The organism is Plantactinospora sp. CA-290183, assembly GCF_050936375.1.
GTDB lineage: Bacteria > Actinomycetota > Actinomycetes > Mycobacteriales > Micromonosporaceae > Plantactinospora.
This window is the reverse complement of record NZ_JBNJMX010000020.1, coordinates 35,167-57,267: the sequence shown is the minus strand read 5'-3', so window position 1 is coordinate 57,267 and position 22,101 is coordinate 35,167. Positions and strand designations below refer to the sequence as shown.

Sequence of the window (22,101 nt, the reverse complement as noted above, 5' to 3'; positions counted from 1 at the left end):
CCAGGCTCACCCAGCGCGACGGACGACAGTCGGGGTGGCGGGATTTGAACCCACGGCCCCTCGCTCCCAAAGCGAGTGCGCTACCAAGCTGCGCCACACCCCGTGGCGTCGAAGAGTGTATGCCGTCCCCGCCAGGTGCCGCCCGCCCGGTCTCCGCGCGCCGGCGCCGTGTCGTCCCGAGCGCGCTGTTCCAGGGGTACGGAGTGAGCCCGGCCACGACCGGCCCGACCCTCCCCCGGCACCCTCGTGGTGGACGTGGGTGACCGCGTGGGGTCGATCCCGGTATACGGTCGCCGGTCCGGTTCGATAGGCTGTCTAGCGCCCCGGGTGACCGGGGCGAGCGCGGGCGTAGCTCAATGGCAGAGCTTCAGTCTTCCAAACTGACGGTGCGAGTTCGATTCTCGTCGCCCGCTCCAAAAGTTCCGGCCCAGGTCAGCGGCATGATCGCCGATCCTGGGCCGTTCTGTTTCTAGCTCTCTTTGATCTTGCATGCCATTCGCGTGCCAGTAGCGCGCTTCGTGCCGTCCGGCGCTGCCCCGGTCTTCCCCTTGGCCGGCTTGTCGGTCCCGGTCGCCGGCTTCCCGTCCTTCGCGGTCGGCTTCCCCCTACCGGTCTTCTTGACCTTGGGGTGCGCCTTGGCGATCCGGCGGTCCATGCCGGCGGCGATCTCCCGGTCACGTTCGCTGTTCGCGTGTTGGTAGATGAGCGCGGCCCGCATGCTGGCGTGGCCCATCCGGTGCATCAGGTCGCGGGTGCTGGCGCCGGTCGCCGCCGCCAGGTTGTTGCCGGTGTGCCGGAGGTCGTGGAAGTGGAAGCCGTCTGGCATGCCAGATGCTCGCAGCGCCGCCGGCCAGTCGACGGCCCGGCGGAAGTTCCCGGTCCGCAGGACCGCGCCCTTGTCCCCGGTGAACACGATCGCGTCCGGCTCCTCCCCCGTGAACTCGGTCAGGTGCGCGGGGAGAACGGAGCGGGCCGCCGCCGGGAGCGTGACGGTCCGGTTGCTGGCCTCCGACTTGGGTGCACCGAACTCCATCCGGTTACGCAGGGCCGCGAGCTTGCGGGGCACCCGCACCGTACCGGCGTCCAGGTCGACATCGGACCGGCGCAGCGCCGCCAGCTCGCCCCAGCGAAGTCCGGAAAACGCAGCGACGATGATCAGCGCGGAGAACCGGGCCGGCATCCGGTCGGCGAGCGCGAGGACCTGAGCGACGGTCGCCACCGGTCGCTCCGGAGTGTGATAGCGGTCATAGCCGGAGATCCGGCACGGGTTCTGCCGAATGATCTCGTCTTCCTTGACGGCGGTGTTCAGGATCGCCCGCAGCAGCGAATACGCCTTGACCGCCTGCGGCTCGGAGGTGCCGCCGTCGAGCAGCCGCTTGCGCCAGCTCCGGATGGTCTGCGGCTTGACCGCGCCCAGGGCGAGGCTGCCGAGGTGCGGGCGGATGTGCAGCCGGAACAGGTCTTCGTAGTTCTCGCGGGTACGCGGCTGGAGCTTGCGCTCGGCGATCCACTTCTGACCGTACGGGCCGAGCTGGATCTCCCCCGCCTCCGGTGCCGTCCAGTCGCCCTTGATGATCTCCGACTCCACGACGGTCAACCACTTGCCCGCCTGCCGCTCGGTCTCGAAGGTGTGCGGCGCCTTCCGCTCGATGCCGTCCGGCCCGATGTACCGGGCCTGATACCGGCCCGACGGGAGCCGACGGATGTTGCCGAAACGCCGCCGGCCGTTCTTGCTCGCCATCAGGCGACCTCCCCCAGGTAGTCGCGTAGGTGCGCACGGGTCATCGGGACGACCCGGTTGTTGTCGATGTACGCGGTGACGGCGGACGCCTCGAAGCGGACCAGGCGGCCGACCTTGACGAACGCGATCCGTCGTTCGGCGACCAGCCGGCGCACGAATCGTGGTGTTGCTCGGAGGCGAGCGGCGACCTCATCGGCGGTCAACAGCTCGTCGTCCATCCGGTTCCTCCTTCTCGTGTCAGGCAGCAGGGGCGAGAGTCGGGGCAGTTGCCGAAAGACCGTGGGCCGCGCGTTGGCGGGCCGCGTCGAGGTCTGTTCGCCAGCGGATCCGGGCGGAGACGGCGCGCAGGATCCGGTGTTCCAGGGGCAGCACGTCGGGGTCTTCGGGGCGAGCCAGCTCGAACCGGTACTGCTGTGGGTTGTCGGCCGCCGTCTGGTCGTGCTCATCGCCCTGGACGTCCGGGTCGGTGTCGGCCATGCCTCCGGCGAGAACCGCACGAATCCAGGCGCGGTTGTCGGCGCGGTGGTCGGCCAGGGTCTTGCCGGACCACTGCCGGGAGACCAGTACGCGGCGGCCGGTGAAGCCGAGCGTTGAGCGCTGGTGGACCTTTCCGGTGCAGCGGCCGGGGGTCAAGCCTGCCTTTACCCCGTCGGGCTGGACGCCGTAGAGCAGCCAGTTGGCGCAGGTCGGCGAGCAGGGCAGCACGGAGAGTTCGGCGTGGAGCCGGTCGAAGTGTGCCTTCTGCGCGTCCGAGCGTGGCCGGGCCTGGTCGGTCAGGTCCTTGGTGACGTATTTCGTCACGTACCGGATCGACCGCTCGGCGTCTTTGGTGCCCTGCTCGATGCCGCGTGCGTCGATCCGTCCGAGCCTGGCCACGTAGGCGGGTCGGGCGTCGGGTTCCTCCAGCTCGTCCAGCGCGTATGCCCACGACGTCAAGGGCTGCTTCGTCTTGGGGTCGACGTACGCCTGTTGGTCGACGTCCCAGACCGGCGGTCGATCGACGGTGTAGCGCGGTTGGTCGAAGGCTGGCCACCACACTTGGTGGTAGGTGGCTGCCGCGATTTGCTTGAGTAGGCGCCTGGGCAGGGTGCCCCGGATGGCGAAGTGCGCGTGCGGGGCGAGGCGGCGTTGTAGCTCGACGGCTCCGGCGTATTGGACGTTCCAGCCGGCGGCGCGGCGCACGTTCTGCCACCACCGGTCGAGGACGCGAGCGAAGTGGATCGCGTCCAGCGCGGCGCGGCGGTAGTCGTAGCTGGCCGGGTCGACCGGGGTGCCGAGGACGTCATCGTTCGGGCCGTGTCGCTGGCCGCACTCGCAGGGGGCGATGTAGGCGCCCCGGCGGAGGTGGGAGTGCACCGGCCCATGGCTGTCGAGGGTGAGCGTGACCAGCATCGAGGGCCGGTGCGTCTTGCCCTGGTGGCCCGTGTAGGCGCGGCCGACCGTGCGCGGGTCGACGGGCAGCCGGGGCAGGTCCGGGGTGTCCTGCCGCCGTTTGGTGGACCGTTTGCGCCGTGGCCGGTCGGTTCGTTCCCGGGGTGTGAGGTGCCCCCTCAGGTCCGTCTCTCCCAGTGCCTCGTCCAGTTCCGCGATTCCGGCGTCGAGGTCGGCGAGTTGTGCGGCGCGTTCGTCGGGGTGCATGGGCTGGTACTGGAGTGCTTCGCGTTCGAATTCCATGTGCGCGCGGACCCGGACCAGGGCGAGGACGTCTTCGCTGGGGTGTTCGGGTCGGATGGCGGGTTCGTCGGCGAGGTGCCAGCCCTCGCGGATCTGTTGGATCCGCAGCCGCCGTCCCCATTCGGCGCACGGCTTGCACTTCGCGGCCAGGGTGGCGCCGCAGGGGACTTCCACGACCTCGGTGACGCCGGTTTCGGTGTCGGTGCGGCGTAGGGCGAGGGGTCGGACGCAGACGCCGTGTTGCTCGGCGAGTTGCCGCAGTGCGTCCTTGGCGAGGGGTTTGCGCATCCGGTCGGCCCGCGACCCCGGCCGCGGCTTCTCCGGAGTAGCCGGACCGGCCGGGCCGGGGGCGGGTTGCAGTGGTGCGAGAGTCAACGGGTCACCTCGGCGGGAGTCGCCGGATCGGGTTGGCTGCCGTTGCGGGCGGGGAACGCTGTCGCGGGGACGGGGACCAGTGCGGGACGGTCGCCCTCGCGGATCAGCCGGAGTAGTTCCGAGGCGGTGCCGTTGGCGACCCGCAGGGCGGCGCGGAGTTCGTCGCGGGTTATCGGCCGTCCGGTCGCGGCCCGGTGCTCGGCGGCGTGCCGGCGGGCGAGCCGGACCAGGTCGACGCTCGGCGCCTGGCCGTCGACGTCCTGGCCCTCGTCCCCGCCGTCCTGACCGTCCTCGGAGCCGTCCGGGTCGTCCTGGCGTTCGTCCCGGGCGTCCTGGTCGCTGACCTGCGCGGGTACGACCTCGGGACGACTGCCGTCCCCGGTGCCCGCACTGGCCGGGACGGCCGGGACAGGCGAGGACGGACCGGCGGGCGCGGCGGGTTTGGTGGTGAGGACGAGCTTGGACAGGCCGAGGAAGGCCAGGGCGGGCACGGCGGACAACAGCCACCCGGACAGGCCCGGCTTGGCCACCGCGAGCTGCGCCGACAACGACAGCGCGACAGCGGCGACGAGCAGGAACATCGGGTAGCCGATCGGCCCGCCCGTGCGCCGACGACGCCGGATGGTCAGCAGCGCGGCGAGCGGGATGAGTTCAGAGATCGCGGCATTGGCCCAGCCGAACCAGTCACCGGTGCCGGCCGGGGAGTTGGCCATGGTCCAGTCGTGCACGTGGGTGAACGACGCCGCCCCGGCCAACCCGCCGACCACAAGCAGGATGAGGACCAGGACCACACCCTCTGCCCGCTCGGCGCGGCTCTGGCTCCCGCTCATCGGGGCACCTCCTGGTCCTGCTGGTCGGTGCAGAGGCGGCGGTAGGTGCGGCCGAGGTCGCGAATGTGCTCGTCGGTGAGGTAGGAGAACCGCACCCGCACCGGCTCCCGAACGCCGTCCAGGGCCACGTAGCCGATCCCGGCCGCCGACTCGGGAATCTGGTCGCAGAGGGCGCCTCGGTCGCGGGCACCGTCGCCGAGGACGAGGTCGCATTGCTCGGGTTCGGTCAGCCGCAGCCCGATCCGGGTCGGGAACAGATCCCGGAACGGCAGCACCTCCTTACGCGGGTCCTGCAACGCGGCCACGACGTGCACCCCGACCGCCCGCCCCTGGCTGAGCAGCAGCGACAGGGCATCCTTGATCCGCTCCTTGACCTTCCGGTCGGAGATGTACGCGGTCAGCGACGCCAGCTCGTCAACCACCAGGACGATCAGCGGGTCATCCGGCGTCGGGGTGTGCTGCCGGGCGACACCGCGCAGCCGGGCCGCGCGTTGCCGCATGCGCTTCACGGCCTCTTCCAGGACGCCGGCCATGCTGTCCGGGTCGTCGTAGGCGAACCGGGCGAACAGCGGCAGCCCCGCCGCCAACTCCATGCCGCCCTTGGGGTCGAACACCCACAGCTCCACCAACCCCGACCGCACCCCACCCGCCAGCGCCGAGATCAGCGACCAGAGCACGGATCCCTTGCCGGAGTTCGTCGCCCCGGCGACGAGGACGTGGGTACCGGCCAGCCGCAGCCGATACGGTGTCCCGTCCTCCCGGACACCGAGAGGCAGGGCGGTCAGGTCCGGCAGCTCGGGCACCGGCATCGGTGCCACGGTCGCGGCGAGGGGGTCGCGGCGTAGGAACCGCAGCACCACCCGATCCGGCCGGGCGGTGGTGCGCGCCTGGCCGTCCCGTAGTCGGAAGGCGTAGGCGAGACGCTGGGCCGCCTGTGCCCAGTCCTCCGGGAGTTGGCCGGGCAGCATCCGCACCGTGACCTCATCGACGTGACGGTCGCAGCGCACCTTGAGCAGTTGCGGCACGTACCGGTCACCGGCGAACGCGGTCGCTAGGCCGCAGGTGGCCATGGTCGAGGACCACCGCTGCCGGTACACCCACAACCGCCGCCACCGACCAACGAGCGGGTACCAGCCGAACCGCAGCCAGGATGCAGGGTGCCAGCGCCACCACGCCAGACACCCGCCGATCACCGCCACGATGACGCCGGCCAGGACCAGGCCGCCGTGCCGGCTATAGACGTAGAGCGCGGCGACGGTCGGGCCGCTGAGCCACCAGTAGCGGACCGCCAGGACCGTGAGGCGGACCAGGCCCCGGGCCAACCACCACAACGGCAGCAACCAGCCCGGCACCCGCCACACCGGCATCCGCACGTTCATCGGCGCGACCGGCACCTTCTCACCCGGGATGACGTTGATCAGCGGCATCAGCGCTCACCGCCCCGGATCGCCACCCGGCGCAGGGTCACCACAGCAGTCCCCGATCACGGGCCGGTCGGGCGAGGGTGGCCAGGCAGGTCCGGCACGCCATGCGGCGCAGGTCGAAGCGGCGCGGCTTGACCCAGCGGCGGCAGTGCGGGCAACGGATCTCGGACACCAGCGCGGGTGCAGCTGGCAGGCCGAGTGCGCGGCGGAGTGCCGCTTGCAGGGCCAGGGCGGCGTGGCGCCGCCAGGCGAGGCGGGTCCGGCGCATCACGACCACCGCCCGGGACGAGTGGCGGGGGCGGGTGTGCGGGCAGCACGAATTACGGTGGGCACAAGGCCCTCCTTCACGCGTGAGGGGTGGGTTGGGGCGCGGGGCGGGCCGGGAATCTTGGCGGACGAACGGCCCGCCCCGCGTGTGGTGCGACGTGCGGGTCAGGCGGCAGCCGGGGTCAGGTCGGCGGCCGGGGCCATGGCGGTTGCGCGCAGCGAGTACGCCATTCGGGCCTTGCACTGTCCGGATGCCTTGCACCGCTGGGAATCCACGTACGGCGTCAGGGTCAGACCCTCGAACTGGATCGCCGGCGGGTAACCCGGCACCCGCGACGCCGGCGGCACCGGCTGCTGCGCCGCGACCACCTTCACCTTGACCTCAGTGGACCGACCGAACTTGCCCGCCTCGGGGTCCAGGTCCAGGACGCGGACCAGCCAGACCCGCTCCCCGGTCTCCTTGTCCCGCGCCTGGTCATCCCCCTGCCCACGCCGGTCGAAGTCGACCTGCGGCGCGACGCCCAGGCACAGCGCCCCGGCCGGGAAGACGTACTCGAACGGCACCGGCACCTTCAACGTCAGCGGAACCACGACGTAGCCTCCTCGCTTCACCAGACATCACCATGACATCCGATTGAGCTACTAAGTTACGTCAGCCTGTAAATACAAGCAAGAGATTGACGACAGGAAGATCCGCGAGCGTGAGGACTGTCGGTCAGGACAGGGGGTAGGTGTCCTCGATCTCGTGCCGACTGCCCGGCATCACCAGCACGGAGGTCAGGATCGGATCCCCCGAAGCCTGGTGGACGGTCAGTACGACGCTGAGCATCGGCTCGTCGGCCGGCACGTCCAGGGCCTTCGCCTCGTCCGCGCTGGCCCGGCGGGCAGTCATCCGCTCGGTGGCGTAGTCCGCCCGTAGCCCCTTGACCCGGGTGATGTGCTCCAACAGGCCACCCGGGATCGGATCAGCCTTGATGACCCCGGTACCCACGGCGATGTCCACCGGCACGAACGTGGCCACCAGGTCCACCGGCCCCGACGGTGACAGGGTGCGGCGACGCCGCTCGTAGACCGGGGTGCCCTCCGGAATGTTCAACTCAGCCGCGATACGGGCCGAGGCCAGGACCGGGCCGACATGCAGGACCTCCACCTCACCGGTCTCGTCCAGCTCCACCGCGTCCCGGGCGTACGCCGGTGACGTGCGCCCCGACGGCGGCCGGCCCCGCACGAAGCTGCCCCTGCCCTGCTGAGACTCGATCCACCCGTCCTGCTTCAAAATCCCGAGCGCCTTGAGCACCGTCGGACGAGACACCCCGAACTCCGTGCAAAGCTGACTCTCCGACGGCAACGCCGCACCCGGCGCGTACGTGTCGTTCTCAATGCGCTCCCGCAGCGTGTTCAACACGCGCAGGTACTTCGGCGTCGGAATCTCGTACGCCATCGCGGGCCACCCCACCGTCAAAGATCACAGCATGTCAAGACAGGAGCGTAAAGCCTGCCAGCATGACGACACAAGACAAGGGTCAAACGCCCGACACATCACCACCGCCGGACACCAACCACCCCGACCACGACGAACCGCGACCGATCAGCTCCGGACGAGACGCGCCCGGCCAGCGCCGGGGCAGACAGCCGTACCGGCCAAAGACCCGCAACGCGGTCCGCCGCAGCGCGCACGGCCCAGGTTCGCCACAGGCCGGACAGCCGCCGTCGGCGCTCGACGGGGTGTGCTGGTCAAGCTGCACCTGCGCGGCACGCAGCTCCTCCCGGGCGGCGGCCGACAGGTAGACGCTCACCGCGTGGACCGGTCGGCGGACAGCCGGGAAACGCGGACGAGGATCTGCGCCTGGTCGCCAGAACGGCCGTCATAGCCGATCTTCACGCCCTCCAGCCACACCCACTCGTGCTGCTCCGGGCGATTCGCCACCAGCCGGACGCCGGTCACCCACAACGCCACCGGACCGTCGGTCTCCCGGAACCGGTCAGCGGCGGACAGCCGGATCACCTCACCGAGGCGCACCCTCAGCTCAAACACGACGATTCCTTGCCGGAGCCGCCGCCCGCCTCGGCGAACCGGGTCGGCGAGCCGCAGAAACCAGGCACAGCCCGGCGAGACGGACGAAGACATCCCGCCGGTCGAGCGCCTGCCCACGCCGGTCCAGGACATAGCCGGTCAGCCAGCACCAACCGTGGTACGTCGGACGACCACACACCACCGTCACCCGCAACAAAACCGTCCGACCACCGGCGAACTGCACCGACGCCCGACCATCCAGCAACAACACGTCACCCGGCCTCGGAACCACCCGCCGCCCCTCCCACGCGTTGGACAGGCGTCGAGGCGGGCGGGCATTCAGACGGCCACACGTCGACCACGTGGCCTGGCGCCAGCACCCACCCCGACGCCCAGCTCACGAAACCGCCACCCGACCCAAACCCGAACAGTCCACACACGACCGCCGCGCCAACGACCGCGACGGCCCACCAGACGCCGCCACCGACCGCAGCGCCGCCCGCCGAGTGACGTACTTCCAGCCGACGCCGGCGCAGGAACGACAATCGGTCAACCCGTTGTGCTCGATCATTGACACAGGTTGTGGCACAACCGCGCCCCCAACCCGGAAAATCATTCCGGGGTCGCGAGCCCCAAGGGAGGCATCGTGCGCGGCATGGTCAACACACTCACGATCGGCGAACGCGTCGCCTGGTACCGCCGTCGACGTGGACTGTCTCAGGAAGTCCTCGCGGGACTGGTCGGCCGTACCGCCGACTGGCTCGGGAAGGTCGAGAACAACCGGATCGAGCTGGACCGGCTCTCCGTCATCAAGTCCCTCGCCGACGTCCTCGACATCTCCCTCGGCGACCTGCTCGCCGAACCATCCCTGCTCGACTGGACGCCCGACAGCGGCACCGACACCGTTCCAGCACTACGGGCCGCCCTGATGAACTACCGCGCCATCACCCCGTTCGGCCAGGCTGGCGAGAGCCAGGAGCCGCCCAAGGTCGCCGACGTCAAGCAAGACGTGGCCGCCCTATGGAGCGCCTACCAGGAGTCCCGATTCGGGTACGTCACCGGCCGCCTGCCCGACCTGCTCCACCGCGCCCAGGTCGCCGCCGACGGACTCGACGGGAACGACCAAGACCAGGCCCGTCGCCTCCTCGGCCTCACCTATCAACTCGCGGCGACTCAGCTCACGAAACTCGGCGAGACCGACCTTGCCTGGATCGCGGCCGACCGCGGCCTTGCCGCCGTACGCCCCACCGGCGATCCGGTCGTCACCGGCTCCCTCTTCCGCTCAGTCAGCCACGCCCTGCACTCCACCGGTCGCTACCGCGAAGCCGTACGCCTTACCGAGGATGCCGCCGCCTACCTCGAAGGCCAGCTACGCCAGCCCACACCAGCGCCCGCGCTGCTGTCCGTCTACGGAACGCTGTTCCTCTCCGGCGCCATGGCCGCCGCTCGCGCCAACAACCCCGGCACCACCCGAACGTTCCTCGCCGCCGCCGACGAGACCGCCGCCCGACTCGGCGCTGACGGTAACCACCTCTGGACCGCCTTTGGCCCCACCAATGTCGCCATCCACCGAGTCGCCACCGCCGCCGAACTCGGCGACGTCCAGGTCGCCGTAGACCTCGGCCCTCGCGTCGACACCACCGGCCTGCCAATGGAACGCCGCGTACGCCACGCGCTGGAAGTCGCCCGCGCCTACAACTCATGGAACCGGGTGGACGAGGCCCAGGCCGCCCTACTCGACGCCGAACAGATGGCACCCGAGCAGGTACGGCACCACTTCCTCAGCCGGCAACTCGCCCTCACCTGGATCCGCCGTCAACGAGGCAAGCCCTCCGCCGAGCTGGTCGGACTCGCCCGCCGCCTGAACGTGCTCGACTGATCAAACCTGGCTACGCTGCCCGGTGTGACGGGACCCGAAATGCCACCCATGGCCACCCCACGCGTCGCCGCAGGCGCCCTTTTCTCCGATGACCAGGGCCGCGTGCTCCTCGTCAAGCCGCACTACAAGAACCACTGGGATATTCCCGGCGGGTATGTCGAACCCGGAGAGTCACCCCGCACCGCCTGCATCCGCGAAATCCGCGAAGAACTCGGACTCACCATCGACCCCGGCCCTATGCTCGTCGTCGACTGGGCACCCGCCCACAAAGAAGGCGACAAGATACTATTCATTTTCGATGCTGGATCCCTCACTGAGGAGCAGGAACGCGGCATCCGCTTCATAGACGGGGAGCTCACGGAGTGGCGTTATGTAACTGCGGAGGCGTTGGAGCACCACGGACCCTCGCGGCTCGTTCGTAGACTCCGCACCGCGATCACGGCTCGCAACACTGCCACCCTCACTTACGCAGAGCACGGGGATGCCGTTTAGGCCGCAAGTTTAATAAAGGGGGCCAACGGGCTCAACAAACCGCCACCGCGCGCCCCAGGGTAAATTACCACTGCTAACAGGTTTGCCGCCTTACGGGCGCAACATCCGAGGGTGGGCACAGCGCGAGTCAACTCTCTACCGGCTGAAGAAGGTAACCCGTCACGTTGTGCATCACTACTGGAAGGTCTCGAAGCATTTCAGTGAGCGGCTCGAGCTTCTCAGATGTAGCCAGAACTACTTGACCCCCAGCCGCGTGAGCCGAGGCTCTTTGCAGCAGCGCTGCGAACGAGACATCTTTTGTGCTCTGCTGCCGAGGCTCATCGAAGACCAGTAACCCGGGATGGTTCGTATCGTATTGCTGGCTAACCTCCAGTAGGCCGATAAGGTAAGCCCATATCACCCTGATTGAGTCAGATGCGGAGATGTCTGCCTGAAGGTCGAAGTCATCACGTCGCGGGAGGTAATCGTCATTCGACAGGCGCAAACGCTCGTCCGAGAACGATCCAAAATCATACTCGTGAAGCTGCGTGACGAAAGATCTCCTCAACGCGTCTAACTTCTCCTGGTCGCGCTCATTAATTCGATCCTTCGGCAGGTCGGATAGCTCACGCTGAAGCGATTCGGCGGCACTTGCAAGACGAGATAATTGTGCCTGCAGTCCATCGAACTCTTCAAGAAGACCCTCCATCCTCTCCACTTTTTGCCGGAGAATAATTCGTTCGGCAACTTCTTCCTCAGACGGCGCACCGTTCGGCGACAAGAGATCTGCCCTCAAGCGGCGAATCAATGAACGCACCTCTGAAGCCTCAGACCTCAGACCAGCAAGCTGCTGATTCTTGGCATCAAGAGCCCGTCGGCCATCTTGTTCCATAACGACGAAAAGTTCGACCTGTTGCTTAATATAGTTAATGGAATCTTGGATAGACATTAGATGCCTTGGCTCGTCACCAAGAAGCGTCTGCGGCAATTCACGGTGACACACTGGGCAATCGCTTTGCAGATCCGTCGCAGTATGTGCACCAAGACGCTGGAGGGTTGCTACATCTTGATACTGGCGCAAATCATCAGCTAGAGCATGCAGGCGTCCTTCGACAGCAGAAAGCTCTCCTTGATCCCGAAGGATTTCATCGCGAATGATTGCGGCATGTTCTTGGATTCGGGCGGATCTGTCTAGAGCTACCCGCAACTGGTTCTCTATCTCCCTAGAAATCTGTCCGACCGAACGGACTGGCCGGCCATCAGCTTCCTCAAGAGCAGCCGTGAGAGTCTGGACCTGTTCAGCTAACGGGACCCAGCCGTCGCCTACCGCTGCCAGTAATGCAACCTTCTCATCAGGAGACCAGGCAGCCTTCATCTGCGCCGGTATACCGGTTGCCGAAACTCCCGTGCCACTAGTGCGATCCAAAAAACGTCCGCGCACCGCTTTCCATTGGTCGTCTAGACCGCGCAGCATCGCTTGAAGCTCCTGCCGCTTCAACTCGTGCCCCCCAGTTTCGAGCGCCAACAGGAACTCAATAGCGCGTTTACGCACGTCCGTCACTGTGGAGAAGTATGGCATCTGCGCCTGGATACCAGCCCAACCTCTCTTCTGCTCCACAAAGAGCAGAGGGAACACTTGCTCCATATAAAGAGGAGAGGTACGCCCGTCCCGCGCCGGCAGTTCGGGTAGGCGCCATCCAATGAAGCGCGCTAGCCAATTATGAAATCCCTTCGGGCTCGTTACCGAGCCACCGCGACCAACGAAAAAGTCTTCGGTTGGATACATACCCGATGAGGTCAAAGCAGGGCCACGAGTTACGCGAATTATCCCATCTGAGATAGTTGAATCTTTGACCCATCGGGTAAGCGTCACGACCTCATGGTCATGGTTCGACACTTGCAGAGACACCCACGACTGACGAACAGGAGCCTCAGCTTTCGTGACAGGGTCATAGATAAGTGTGTCGCGCATAGCCGCCGTGACCAAGCTCGTCGCTCTAGCGGTAATCATCCTTTCAAGACCGAGAGCGAAAAGAATGCTGCGAACAGCAGTTGATTTGCCTTTGGAATTTTCAGCTCGAAGCACCACTAGCCCTTCCCCCAAGGGCACATCAGCGCCGAATATCCCCCTAGGGGTTACCGCCCGGAGCTGCAGGTATTCAAGCTTAAGGGTCATGCGTTGCGCCATTCAAGGAGTAGATTCACCGTACTCTGCGACACTTTGCCTGGCAGGCTAGATAGGCGTCGCTTTTCCTCCTGCATCACGGGCGCTGAGGCGACCTCCAGCGCCATTTCCTTACCCAACGCAGTCAAGCTAACCGTTCTTCCGCCATCAAACCGTGCGTAGCCGAGACCGACCACTAGATCTATAGCTCGGTCGAGCATGGGCTCGATTCTTACTATTGGCATGTGCAGCACCTGGCGTCCACCCGCGATAGCAACCAGGGCATTCATACGAGCATCACTTTGGACAGCCCAGTTCAACACCTGGAGACCTTTCCAATGCAATTTACTCGCTCTACACTTCTGCAGAATAAGCAGAAGTAAGGGCACGCGGAACTGCGGACGGATCGCCGCAGCAGCCGGTGTCGGGCGACGTCGGAAGGCAAAGTGCATATCGAGGGCAGCCTCGATATCGTCCACGTCAGACCTCATCGCTTCCCCTAAGCTCGAGGGGACAATCCATGAGCCATCCGCCCACTTGACCGTAAGCTATCGAATTCGCGTCGTCATAGCGCAGCCCACCCGCAAACTTCAACAGTTCCTCACGATAGTCGCGAATCAGGTCCTTAATCCTAAGCTTAGCCGGATCACAACTTAGGTCGTTCTCAAACTCAATATCTTCCTGTCGCGCTATCCGCCTACGCTCTACCGTCTCCCACGTGTGAGGCCAAGACTTGAGCGATTGCATGATCACTTCTTTCCGGAGGAAAGATCGAACGAAGCGTCTCCGCAATGCCGCAACATCACGAACGGCACCATCCATCACCGATAGCTTTTCATCTATCACGCGAATGAGATCGGGCGTCTCTTGATGGAAGCGATCAACCGACTCATCGTCTATCGAAACCTCCGGAATAAGCGCTTCCGCAGCCCTGTCGGCCAAGGCAGCACTTAGCTCGGCCGGATAGTCGGTGGGGGTCTTAACCCCGATCACGAATCCAGGATCAACGAACGGGAGATTCCAGCTTCTCACCAGCTCTGCCCGCTTGTTCGCATGACTTATCAACTCGGCCGCGTGATACTCGGGCACGCCGAGTATGTAGGCAGAAATTCTTGTCGCTCCAAGAATCTCCTTCAAGCGATCTTCGTATTTTTGCAGCTTGAGGGTATCTCTGTTCAGCTTGGCTATCTGCTTATCGGTCCGATGACGGAGAGTTAATGAATCGCGGTCGGCGTAGCATTGATAAGCGATCCCGTCGCGCGAATACCCCTCGATGCCACAGTCTCCTCCCATCTCGGCCGGTATGAACACGAGATCTTCAACGGAGTAACGGCGGCGTAGCAGCCCAAAGAACCTCTGCTCGAAGTCATTGCCAGGATCCACCGCAGGGCGACTGGCGAGGGCGTCCGTAGTCATATTGCGACTCAAGGTACAGGAGACCTTTTCGCCGCACCAGGCTCCAGTCGGGTCCCGGTCAATGCCAGACCGGTTGAAAGAGTCCGTCGACGAGGTCATGCCCGGAAAGACCGTCTCGCCCCGCTAAGGCAAGACCGGAAGTTATGTCAGCCATGATGTCACTAGCCAACCTGCTACGACCGCAAACAGTCATCCACAAGGGCAGCCGGCCGGTAGGTACATCGCGTGTGAGCGGAACATTGACCGTAGCCGTGCGGCTCCTGGAGCCGATCGCTGCCGAAATCTTCTCTTCTAGATCAAGGCGCCGCGCAAGCGCGGCGCGCTCGCGGGCATCCCTGCGGGCGGCCTCCGGCCGTCCTCGGGCGCCCGCAGCGCTATTCGCCCTCTTCCCTTGCCTGGTAGGCGGCGGCGAGGTTGTTCCGCGACGTCAGGGTGTTCGGATGCTCGGCACCCAACACCGGCTCGCACGCGGCAAGGGTCGCCTCGTACAGCGGAATCGCCTCACCCAGCCGGCCCGCCGCCTGGTAGGCGGTGGCGAGGTTGTTCCGCGACGTCAGGGTGTTCGGATGCTCGGCACCCAACACCCGCTCGTACGCGGCCAGGGTCGCCTCGTACAGCGGAATCGCCTCGCCTAACCGGCCCGCCGCGCAGTAGGAGCCGGCGAGGTTGTCCCGCGACATCAGGGTGTCCGGATGCTCGGCACCCAACACCTGCTCGCACCCGGCCAGGGTCGCCTCGTACAGCGGAATCGCCTCACCTAACCGGCCCGCCGCGCAGTAGGAGCCGGCGAGGTTGTCCCGCGACATCAGGGTGTCCGGATGCTCGGCACCCAACACCTGCTCGCACCCGGCCAGGGTCGCCTCGTACAGCGGAATCGCCTCACGCAACCGGCCCGCCGCGTCGTAGGCGTAGGCGAGGTTGTTCCGCGACCGCAGAGTGTCCGGATGCTCGGCACCCAACACCTGCTCGTACGCGGCCAGGGTCGCCTCGTACAGCGGAATCGCCTCACGCAACCGGCCCGCCGCGTCGTAGGCGTAGGCGAGGTTGTTCCGCGACCGCAGAGTGTCCGGATGCTCGGCACCCAACACCCGCTCGCACGCGGCCAGGGTCGCCTCGCACAGCGGAATCGCCTCACGCAACCGGCCCGCCGCCTGGTAGGCGGCGGCGAGGTTGTTCCGCGACCGCAGAGTGTCCGGATGCTCGGCACCCAACACCCGCTCGCACGCGGCCAGGGTCGCCTCGCACAACGGAATCGCCTCACGCAACCGGCCCGCCGCCTGGTAGGCGGCGGCGAGGTTGTTCCGCGACCGCAGAGTGTCCGGATGCTCGGCACCCAACACCCGCTCGCACGCGGCCAGGGTCGCCTCGCACAACGGAATCGCCTCACGCAACCGGCCCGCCGCCTGGTAGGCGGCGGCGAGGTTGTTCCGCGACATCAGGGTGTCCGGATGCTCGGCACCCAACATCCCGGCGGCAATGGAGCGCACCCGATTGCCATGATCGATGGCAGCGGGGTACGAGCCCTGTGCGAACAGGTAGTAGGTCACGGCGTTGTTCACCTTCACCACCTGGGCGCGCAGGTAGGCATCATTCAAGTCCGAGGCGGTGTCCAGCACGACCATCGCGTGTGGCGCGAGTACCCGCCACCCGTCTCGATCAGTGGGGTTAGCCGGATCAAGCGGCTTCGCCGCCGTAACAATGAGCCCTGCTGCCGCCGTCAGGAAGATCGCTCGCTGCCCGGTCCGATCTGCCAGCAGCCGGGACACCTCAGCCACCAACGGGTGTACCAGTAGTCCATCACCACCCCTGACCGGCGCACTCTCCACCAGGCCCACGGCCCGCAGCCCGGCCAATGCTGCCGCCAGCTCCGCACGCCCCGCCTCCCCAGCCGCCACCATGCCCGAGTCGGCCAACACCCCAGGGTGAAGCATCGATACCGGCACCACCGACCCGGCCGCCACGAACGACAACACCCGCAACACTTCCCGTGACCGGCCCCGGCCCTGCCGCGCGAGAGCATCCAACGAAATCTCCCACGTCGACATCACCTCACGACGCGGGTCCTGCTCCCCCCATCCCGGCGCCCCCGCACTTAGCAGACTCACCGACCGCGCCTTGAGCAGGCCCACATAGCCCGCCAACCCGACCTCAGCCACACCCGAACCCAGATACGACCCCGCCAAGTGCACCGCCAACGGCAACCGCCCCAACCGGTTCACCACCGCCGTTGCCTCCGCCAACAGCTCGGTCTCGCCAGTGCGCCCCATCCGGTCCAACAGCATCGACGCCGCCGGCTGCTCCTCCAACACCCCCAACGGCACAACCTCCACCCGGTTCCCCCACACCGCCGGGTCGGCCACCCGGCTGGTCACCACGACCACCCCCGAACCAGCCGACCGCACCCACCCCGTACCCCCCGCAAGACTCGTACCACCAGGGCCCAACAAGTCCGGCTCGTCTGCGTTATCGATCCCCAACAACCACCGACCCGCCATCTGCTCCAACCACCGCCACACCAACCCCAGCAACGCCACCTCAGAATCGACCGCGGCCACCTCCTCCGCCGACGCCCCCGCCTCCCGCGCCACCGCCGACATCCCCGCTACCAGAGACGTACCGTCCACCGCCGACACCCACCACACCCGCCACCCGCGTCCCCGCGCCGCCTCCGCCGCCGCCAACGCAACAGTCGTCTTCCCACATCCGCCCATGCCCGTCACCACCCGCACCGGGCAACCACCCACCTGAGGCGATTCGAGCAACCTCGCGACGACGCCATCGCGGCCCCACACCACCGGCAACTCACCCCACGGCACATCTACCAACCCTGTCCGAGGCACCATCTTCGAATCCGGCACTGGCAACGGCACAACGGACGCAGCACCCTCATCCTGGCCAGCACCGGACGGTGGCACAGCTGGCGCCTGCGCCCGAGCCTGCTGCTGAACCCAGACCAGCAGGCCGCTCAACCCCGCCAACACCACAGTCAGCACCAGCACAGATGGAAACGGGTACCGCTGGATCAGGTTCAAACCCCACGGCCAGGCCTCACGCTCACTCGCCGCGTTAACCGCCAACGCCACCAACGTGGTCACGGTCGCGACCAGCACCAACACCAGCGCCGACAGCACAGCTACGAACAACACAAAACCCCGGCGACCTGGACCGCTCACCGTCAACGTAGATCACATCCCGCCACGAACAGATCACCCCAAGTCGACCGTTCATTGAACCGCATCCCCGCATCCACCGCCTATCAGCCATTCGGCACAGCAAGGCCAGGCCGTGCCGATCGCGAGGGTGGCCACCCCCCGTCAACATCGGGGCGATCGACTGCCGCGCCGCTGCGCGGCTTGCCACCGAAGTACGTGGCCCAGGCGCGCGGTACCCCGCCGGCACGACAAACCGCCCCGGCCTTCGGACCGGGGCGGAAAGCCGTACAACGCCGGCCGGCCGCGCGTCGAGATCGAGCGCGTGCCAGCCACGTGCCAGAAGCCGATGCCGGAGACGGTCACCAGCGGGCAGGAGCGGGCATCACTACTCCGCCGCTGACCAGGCACAACGGACAGAACCGGGCAGCCGGAAACGATCTTCCAAACTGACGGTGCGAGTTCGATTCTCGTCGCCCGCTCCAGAAGTTCCGGCCCAGGTCAGCGGCAAGATCGCCGAGCCTGGGCGCAAGCGGTAGGCCGCCCGGCGGTGAGCCGCGGACACCCGCCGGGCGCCGCTCACGCGCCGCGCCCGGAGCCACCGCGTGGCGAGGTGGACAAGGTTCCACCCCAGCGTCCGGATCCGGCAAGCTAGCGCTCGTGGCGCAGGACAACGCGATGGCGGAGCCGACCGGATACGAGCAGGATATGCCAGTCGTTCAGGCGCACGTGGAGAAGTTCGAGCGAGCCTGGGCGAAGGTGCGGTCGACCCATAGGGGACGTTCGGTCGACGAGGTGCGGGCGGCTTTGGCCGAGGCGTTCAACGCGGAAGGGCTGACAGTTTGGAAGGAAGTCGCGGACGCGGCCGCCCGTACCATCGCGAGCGAAAGTTGACCTGGTCCTGACGATCGCGCCCATGCGGTACGGAAGCCGGCGGGGCTAGCCGCCGTCGTTCTCGGGGCTTCCGGCTGCCGCGCCAGTCCATACCCCGGACTGGCCTGCCGCTGAGCCGCTGCAGGTTCTAGCCACCGAAAGCCTCGGCCAGCAGGGCAAGGCGGTCAGCCGGCGTTTCCAGGTGACGAGGGCTGTGGTGGTCGAGGCAGACGAGCAGACCCTCCTGCTTCGTCCAATCGCTGCTGCCCCAGAATCGGTCGCTCCCGGCCAGCAGCTCCCCGGCAACCACGTTTTGTCGCCGCTGGGCGCCCACATTGGTGACGGCCGCCGCTACCACCTGGTTGGCTCCGCGCGGGATGGCGGCGTCGCCCACAGCAGGAAGGAGCAGGAGTAGACGTTCCGCCTGACTGTGCTTCGGATCCGGTTGACTCGCTGTCCTGACCAGTTCCGGCCACGAGAGTGCCGGCCCGTGGAAACCGCCCTCCAGGGCTGCGACGTTGATCACGTCGTCGGATGCGGCTGGCTGAAGCAGGTAGTCCCATCCCGAATCGTCCTCGTAGTTGCGGAAGAGGATGTGCATGCGGTGGCCCTGGGCGAGGTCCAGTGAGATGACGGGCCAGCTGTCGTGTTGGTGCAACTCCTCCCCATAGACCTCGACATCCGCCGGATCGAGGTCGAAGGCCACCGCAGCCGTGGAGGAGCCGCCCACGGAGAGCAGGAACGCCGGCCAGAACAAGGGGTCGGTAAGCCATGGCGTCGCGTCGACGAGCACGGATGCATCAACCGGTGGGCGGAAGCGGTTGAGATAACCGATGAGGGGCATCTGCCGATCCTCGCAGACTCGTGGCCGCTTGCGCTGGTCCGGCCTGACCGGCTCGACCGGGGAGCCGGTTACATTGGTGCGTGCCCCTACGTGCCCGTAGCGCCGGGGAGCCATGGGGAACGACGGTCAACCACGGGCACCGTGACCAGGAGCGCAACCCGTTGACCTCCACCCGCATTGGCGCCCCAACGAGTTCCCAAGCTGACAGTGTGGCGAGCAACGTTGGGGCTCTATGCGCTTGCGGGCCACCCTGCGGGCGGCCTCCGGCCGTCCTCGGGCGCCCGCAGCGCGTCGACCTGTTGGCCAGGGTGTGGAGCTGCCGTGACGATCGCAAGGGTGGTTGACCGTCGCCGAGTGTCGGGCGATCGACTGCCGCGCCGCTGCGCGGCATGCCACCGGAGTACGGGGAGCGGCTGCGGCGGCCAAGGGTCACCGCAGCCGCCCGACGCCAGCCAGCCGCGCGAGGCGACCCGGGCCATCCACGGGCCATAAGCCGGTGTCCTAGACGGTCACCAGCGGGCAGGACCGGTCACCGCCACACCGCCGACGAACAGGCACAACGGACGGACCCGGACAGCCGGCATCGATCTTCAAAACTGACGGTGCGAGTTCGATTCTCGTCGCCCGCTCCACCTGTTTAGGCTGGTCAACGACTTGATCAGCGACCCGCTGCAGTTGGCCGCGGTCTTCGGCGCCAGCGAAGGCACCGCGATCCGCTACGCCACCAACGCCCGGACCCTTCGGCAAGCCCCGCCTGAGGCGCTGTTCTGAGTAGCTCACCTCTATAGCTGCTGCGGCTGGCGGTCCGGACTACGCTACGGGGCTGCAGTGACACGATTCTGTCGCGCCCACCGAGACGTCAACGGCCAAAGAGTCGAAGGCACCTGGCGGCACATCTTCGTCCGCAACGCGGACAACTACTACCTCACCGACCTCGTCATCTACCCCGACGGCGCGATCGACGGCACGGGCAGACTCACGATCTCAACGGGCTGGCGGAACTCTTGCGATCCGGCCGGGCGGCCACTGCCTTGAAGGACAGGGCGTGGGTGTGCGGACCTACCTCACCGACGCCACCAAAGGCAACCGACTGCGCGTACGCCGGCGATACTTGGCTATCCCCCAGCACCTGCGTATCTACGCCCTTGGTGACATGACAACCGCGACTGGCCGCTGAAAATCCTGGCTACCGCCGTCGGCGACCACGTTGAGGGCGACTTCGGAGAGGAAACGGCGACCCCGGAGCTGCACCTTGCTACCGACACGAGTGGCCGGCAGCCACCGGCCAGCCCAGGCCGGTCATTTTCGAGATGGCGATGCAATGCTCCGTGGTGCTCACCAGTCGTCGATCGCGTCCCAGAAGGCGCAGTGGTGGGCGTCGGCGGCGTTCACCGGGGCGATGCCGCCGGCGCCGGTACGGAATTCCTGGGAGCGCGGTGCGTGCGGATCCACCGGCGCCCAGTGCGGGGCGTGCCCGTTTGGGTCGCCCGTTAGCGCGAACCGGGTCCAGTAGCCGATCATGATGGCGGCCAGTGCCCGCTGGGGTGCGGTGTGCGGAACGCGGTTCCCGTTCCAGTCGATGGGTTTTCCGGCGATGTCGAAAAGGTAGGTCAGCTCTGCGGCGTGTCCGGCGCCGTCGGGCATCGAACCCGGTGGCAGCGGCGCGTAGGGCGGTGCGGTGCGGTCGGCGAACTCGTACGCGTAGGTGGGCGTCCGGGCGCCGAACGTGTGTGCGTCGCGTAGCTGCGGGCAGGCCATGCTGCGGTCGGTGTCCAGCGTTGCCCAGGCCAGCGCGGGGCTGTCGTAGTCGGTCAGCGGGTAGCGCTGACGCACCTGCCGGGCGTGTGCGCCGAATGCCTGCTCGGTCAGGGTGTGGAACCGTTGCTCGGTGATCGGCTGGTCGGGCAGTTCGGACCAGGCGGTGACGAATCGGGCCTCGTCCCGGGTGTGCCCGGTGAGGATCGGCACCGGGTGGAACCTCCCGGCCGCTACCGCGTCGCGGGGATCCAGTGGCAGCGTCGCGGTGCCGGACGCCGGTGCGCCGAACTCGATCATCCTGCCGAGCAACGCCTCGGCTGGCAGCGCGCGCAGGCAGCGCAGCGCGCCGGGCCCGGCCGGGCAGCCCAGCTCGGTTGCCGCCGCGGCGCCGGCCGCCACCACATCCTGGCGGGATGGCCAGTACGAGCGCGGGCCGGCCACGGGGGTGGTGAATCCTGGCCCGATCGTCCAGCCGGGGAATGAGCAGCTCCCGCTCTGCAGCATCACCTTGTCGAACAGGCCGGCCGCCCGCGGTGAGGTCAGGTGGGCGCAGGTGTCGATGCCGCCGGCGGACTCGCCGAACAGTGTCACGTTGCGCGGGTCGCCGCCGAACGCGGCGGCGTTGTCCCGCACCCACCGCAGTGCCGCCTGCTGGTCCAGCAGGCCGAACGAGCCCGAGTCGGCGAGCTCAGGATGGCCGAAGAAGCCAAACACACCGAGCCGATAGTTGACGGTCACCACCACGACGTCACCAGCGGTGACCATTCGCCGCGGGTCGACCTCGTTGCCGGTACCCCCGAAGTTGCCGCCACCGTGCACCCAGACCATGACCGGCTTGGGTCCGGACCTGTGGCGTGGCACGGTGACGTTCAGGTACAGGCAGTCCTCGCTGCTGTCCTGGATGTCGCCCGGGGCCTGCCGGCACGGCAGCGCCGGCTCGCCGGCGTCCCGCACACCCGACCACGGCCGCACCGGTCGCGGCGCGCGCCAGCGCAACTCGCCGACCGGCGGCGCGGCGTACGGCACGCCGAAGAACCGGCGCACCTGGCCGTCCAGCACGCCACGCACGAGCCCGGAGGTGGTCCGCACCGTTCTCTCCGGCTCCCCGCCGGCACCCACCGATGGTCCCACCGGCCCCACCACGGCGAGTCCCGCCGTCACCACCACGACAACCGCAGCCAGCCTCCACCGGACCACCGCTGCTCTCCCTCCCATCGACCCT

21 protein-coding genes and 2 tRNA genes are annotated in these 22,101 nt (G+C 67.3%); 6 read left to right on the top strand and 17 right to left on the bottom strand.

The window, feature by feature from the left end; genetic code table 11:
- Positions 1 to 29 precede the first annotated feature (29 nt).
- Positions 30 to 103: transfer RNA gene (locus ACQEUR_RS21260), tRNA-Pro, on the bottom strand.
- 239 nt (positions 104 to 342) lie between these two features.
- Here ACQEUR_RS21260 and ACQEUR_RS21255 point away from each other — a divergent pair.
- Positions 343 to 416 (top strand) — tRNA-Gly (locus ACQEUR_RS21255).
- 53 nt (positions 417 to 469) lie between these two features.
- Here the strand turns inward: ACQEUR_RS21255 and ACQEUR_RS21250 are convergent.
- From ACQEUR_RS21250 to ACQEUR_RS21205, 10 genes are all read right to left on the bottom strand, one after another.
- Positions 470 to 1,741 (bottom strand): tyrosine-type recombinase/integrase, encoded by a 1,272-nt coding sequence (locus ACQEUR_RS21250; RefSeq protein WP_433033988.1) that lies wholly within the window; start codon positions 1,739 to 1,741, stop codon positions 470 to 472.
- Entirely contained in the window at positions 1,741 to 1,959 is a 219-nt protein-coding gene (locus tag ACQEUR_RS21245) for a helix-turn-helix domain-containing protein (RefSeq protein WP_433033985.1), read from the bottom strand. Before ACQEUR_RS21245 ends, ACQEUR_RS21250 begins: the two co-directional genes overlap by 1 nt.
- Positions 1,960 to 1,978: 19 nt before the next feature.
- The gene (locus ACQEUR_RS21240) at positions 1,979 to 3,703 is read right to left on the bottom strand and encodes a replication initiator (protein ID WP_433034008.1); all 1,725 of its coding nucleotides are present in this window, start codon (positions 3,701 to 3,703) and stop codon (positions 1,979 to 1,981) included.
- An 83-nt stretch (positions 3,704 to 3,786) separates the two neighbouring features.
- On the bottom strand, positions 3,787 to 4,620 hold the full coding sequence (locus tag ACQEUR_RS21235) for a DUF2637 domain-containing protein (protein ID WP_433033983.1): 834 nt from the start codon (positions 4,618 to 4,620) through the stop codon (positions 3,787 to 3,789).
- Complete coding sequence (locus ACQEUR_RS21230) at positions 4,617 to 6,047, bottom strand: FtsK/SpoIIIE domain-containing protein (RefSeq protein ID WP_433033980.1); 1,431 nt, start codon at positions 6,045 to 6,047, stop codon at positions 4,617 to 4,619. Before ACQEUR_RS21230 ends, ACQEUR_RS21235 begins: the two co-directional genes overlap by 4 nt.
- Before the next feature lie 37 nt (positions 6,048 to 6,084).
- Complete coding sequence (locus tag ACQEUR_RS21225; RefSeq protein ID WP_433033977.1) at positions 6,085 to 6,312, bottom strand: hypothetical protein; 228 nt, start codon at positions 6,310 to 6,312, stop codon at positions 6,085 to 6,087.
- Positions 6,313 to 6,476: 164 nt separating this feature from the next.
- Entirely contained in the window at positions 6,477 to 6,902 is a 426-nt protein-coding gene (locus ACQEUR_RS21220) for a hypothetical protein (RefSeq protein ID WP_433033974.1), read from the bottom strand.
- A 124-nt stretch (positions 6,903 to 7,026) separates the two neighbouring features.
- Positions 7,027 to 7,752 (bottom strand): GntR family transcriptional regulator, encoded by a 726-nt coding sequence (locus ACQEUR_RS21215; RefSeq protein WP_433033971.1) that lies wholly within the window; start codon positions 7,750 to 7,752, stop codon positions 7,027 to 7,029.
- Between the two features lie 82 nt (positions 7,753 to 7,834).
- A complete protein-coding gene (locus ACQEUR_RS21210; RefSeq protein WP_433033968.1) occupies positions 7,835 to 8,107 on the bottom strand; it encodes a hypothetical protein in 273 nt (90 codons plus the stop codon).
- On the bottom strand, positions 8,104 to 8,346 hold the full coding sequence (locus tag ACQEUR_RS21205) for a hypothetical protein (protein ID WP_433033965.1): 243 nt from the start codon (positions 8,344 to 8,346) through the stop codon (positions 8,104 to 8,106). Before ACQEUR_RS21205 ends, ACQEUR_RS21210 begins: the two co-directional genes overlap by 4 nt.
- 634 nt (positions 8,347 to 8,980) lie before the next feature.
- Here ACQEUR_RS21205 and ACQEUR_RS21200 point away from each other — a divergent pair.
- Together ACQEUR_RS21200 and ACQEUR_RS21195 are read left to right on the top strand one after the other, a co-directional pair.
- Positions 8,981 to 10,204 (top strand): helix-turn-helix domain-containing protein, encoded by a 1,224-nt coding sequence (locus tag ACQEUR_RS21200; RefSeq protein WP_433033962.1) that lies wholly within the window; start codon positions 8,981 to 8,983, stop codon positions 10,202 to 10,204.
- A 24-nt stretch (positions 10,205 to 10,228) separates the two neighbouring features.
- Positions 10,229 to 10,696, top strand: a complete 468-nt coding sequence (locus tag ACQEUR_RS21195) for an NUDIX domain-containing protein (protein WP_433033959.1) — start codon at positions 10,229 to 10,231, stop codon at positions 10,694 to 10,696.
- 127 nt (positions 10,697 to 10,823) lie between these two features.
- On the opposite strand, the gene ACQEUR_RS21190 is transcribed toward ACQEUR_RS21195, so the two are convergent.
- The 4 genes from ACQEUR_RS21190 to ACQEUR_RS21175 form a co-directional block, all read right to left on the bottom strand.
- Positions 10,824 to 12,863: a hypothetical protein gene (locus tag ACQEUR_RS21190; protein ID WP_433033956.1), complete on the bottom strand. Its 2,040-nt coding sequence runs from the start codon at positions 12,861 to 12,863 to the stop codon at positions 10,824 to 10,826.
- Positions 12,848 to 13,318, bottom strand: coding sequence for a hypothetical protein (locus ACQEUR_RS21185; RefSeq protein WP_433033953.1), 471 nt, complete (start codon positions 13,316 to 13,318; stop codon positions 12,848 to 12,850). Before ACQEUR_RS21185 ends, ACQEUR_RS21190 begins: the two co-directional genes overlap by 16 nt.
- A 1-nt stretch (position 13,319) precedes the next feature.
- Positions 13,320 to 14,255 (bottom strand): hypothetical protein, encoded by a 936-nt coding sequence (locus tag ACQEUR_RS21180; protein WP_433033950.1) that lies wholly within the window; start codon positions 14,253 to 14,255, stop codon positions 13,320 to 13,322.
- A gap of 374 nt (positions 14,256 to 14,629) precedes the next feature.
- The gene (locus ACQEUR_RS21175; RefSeq protein ID WP_433033947.1) at positions 14,630 to 17,386 is read right to left on the bottom strand and encodes a tetratricopeptide repeat protein; all 2,757 of its coding nucleotides are present in this window, start codon (positions 17,384 to 17,386) and stop codon (positions 14,630 to 14,632) included.
- 678 nt (positions 17,387 to 18,064) lie between these two features.
- On the opposite strand from ACQEUR_RS21175, the gene ACQEUR_RS21170 reads away from it, so the two are divergent.
- Complete coding sequence (locus ACQEUR_RS21170) at positions 18,065 to 18,298, top strand: hypothetical protein (protein WP_433033944.1); 234 nt, start codon at positions 18,065 to 18,067, stop codon at positions 18,296 to 18,298.
- A gap of 127 nt (positions 18,299 to 18,425) precedes the next feature.
- On the opposite strand, the gene ACQEUR_RS21165 is transcribed toward ACQEUR_RS21170, so the two are convergent.
- On the bottom strand, positions 18,426 to 19,121 hold the full coding sequence (locus tag ACQEUR_RS21165) for a hypothetical protein (protein ID WP_433033941.1): 696 nt from the start codon (positions 19,119 to 19,121) through the stop codon (positions 18,426 to 18,428).
- Between the two features lie 828 nt (positions 19,122 to 19,949).
- Between ACQEUR_RS21165 and ACQEUR_RS21160 the strand changes: the two genes are divergently transcribed.
- Together ACQEUR_RS21160 and ACQEUR_RS21155 are read left to right on the top strand one after the other, a co-directional pair.
- Positions 19,950 to 20,156 carry a DUF7638 domain-containing protein gene (locus tag ACQEUR_RS21160; RefSeq protein ID WP_433033938.1) on the top strand — a complete coding sequence of 69 codons (207 nt, stop codon included), beginning with the start codon at positions 19,950 to 19,952 and terminating at the stop codon, positions 20,154 to 20,156.
- 10 nt (positions 20,157 to 20,166) lie between these two features.
- Positions 20,167 to 20,298, top strand: a complete 132-nt coding sequence (locus ACQEUR_RS21155) for a DUF7639 domain-containing protein (RefSeq protein WP_433033935.1) — start codon at positions 20,167 to 20,169, stop codon at positions 20,296 to 20,298.
- A 158-nt stretch (positions 20,299 to 20,456) separates the two neighbouring features.
- On the opposite strand, the gene ACQEUR_RS21150 is transcribed toward ACQEUR_RS21155, so the two are convergent.
- Positions 20,457 to 22,076 (bottom strand): carboxylesterase/lipase family protein, encoded by a 1,620-nt coding sequence (locus ACQEUR_RS21150; protein WP_433033932.1) that lies wholly within the window; start codon positions 22,074 to 22,076, stop codon positions 20,457 to 20,459.
- Positions 22,077 to 22,101: the final 25 nt, after the last annotated feature.

What these genes read in the sequence shown, in the direction of transcription:
- ACQEUR_RS21240 (WP_433034008.1), bottom strand. Translation starts at nt 3,703, where the DNA reads ATGCGCAAACCCCTCGCCAAGGACGCACTGCGGCAACTCGCCGAGCAA.
- ACQEUR_RS21165 (WP_433033941.1), bottom strand. Translation starts at nt 19,121, where the DNA reads ATGCCCCTCATCGGTTATCTCAACCGCTTCCGCCCACCGGTTGATGCA.
- ACQEUR_RS21245 (WP_433033985.1), bottom strand. Translation starts at nt 1,959, where the DNA reads ATGGACGACGAGCTGTTGACCGCCGATGAGGTCGCCGCTCGCCTCCGA.
- ACQEUR_RS21180 (WP_433033950.1), bottom strand. Translation starts at nt 14,255, where the DNA reads ATGACTACGGACGCCCTCGCCAGTCGCCCTGCGGTGGATCCTGGCAAT.
- ACQEUR_RS21190 (WP_433033956.1), bottom strand. Translation starts at nt 12,863, where the DNA reads ATGGCGCAACGCATGACCCTTAAGCTTGAATACCTGCAGCTCCGGGCG.
- ACQEUR_RS21230 (WP_433033980.1), bottom strand. Translation starts at nt 6,047, where the DNA reads ATGCCGCTGATCAACGTCATCCCGGGTGAGAAGGTGCCGGTCGCGCCG.
- ACQEUR_RS21250 (WP_433033988.1), bottom strand. Translation starts at nt 1,741, where the DNA reads ATGGCGAGCAAGAACGGCCGGCGGCGTTTCGGCAACATCCGTCGGCTC.
- ACQEUR_RS21215 (WP_433033971.1), bottom strand. Translation starts at nt 7,752, where the DNA reads ATGGCGTACGAGATTCCGACGCCGAAGTACCTGCGCGTGTTGAACACG.
- ACQEUR_RS21200 (WP_433033962.1), top strand. Translation starts at nt 8,981, where the DNA reads ATGGTCAACACACTCACGATCGGCGAACGCGTCGCCTGGTACCGCCGT.
- ACQEUR_RS21235 (WP_433033983.1), bottom strand. Translation starts at nt 4,620, where the DNA reads ATGAGCGGGAGCCAGAGCCGCGCCGAGCGGGCAGAGGGTGTGGTCCTG.
- ACQEUR_RS21225 (WP_433033977.1), bottom strand. Translation starts at nt 6,312, where the DNA reads ATGCGCCGGACCCGCCTCGCCTGGCGGCGCCACGCCGCCCTGGCCCTG.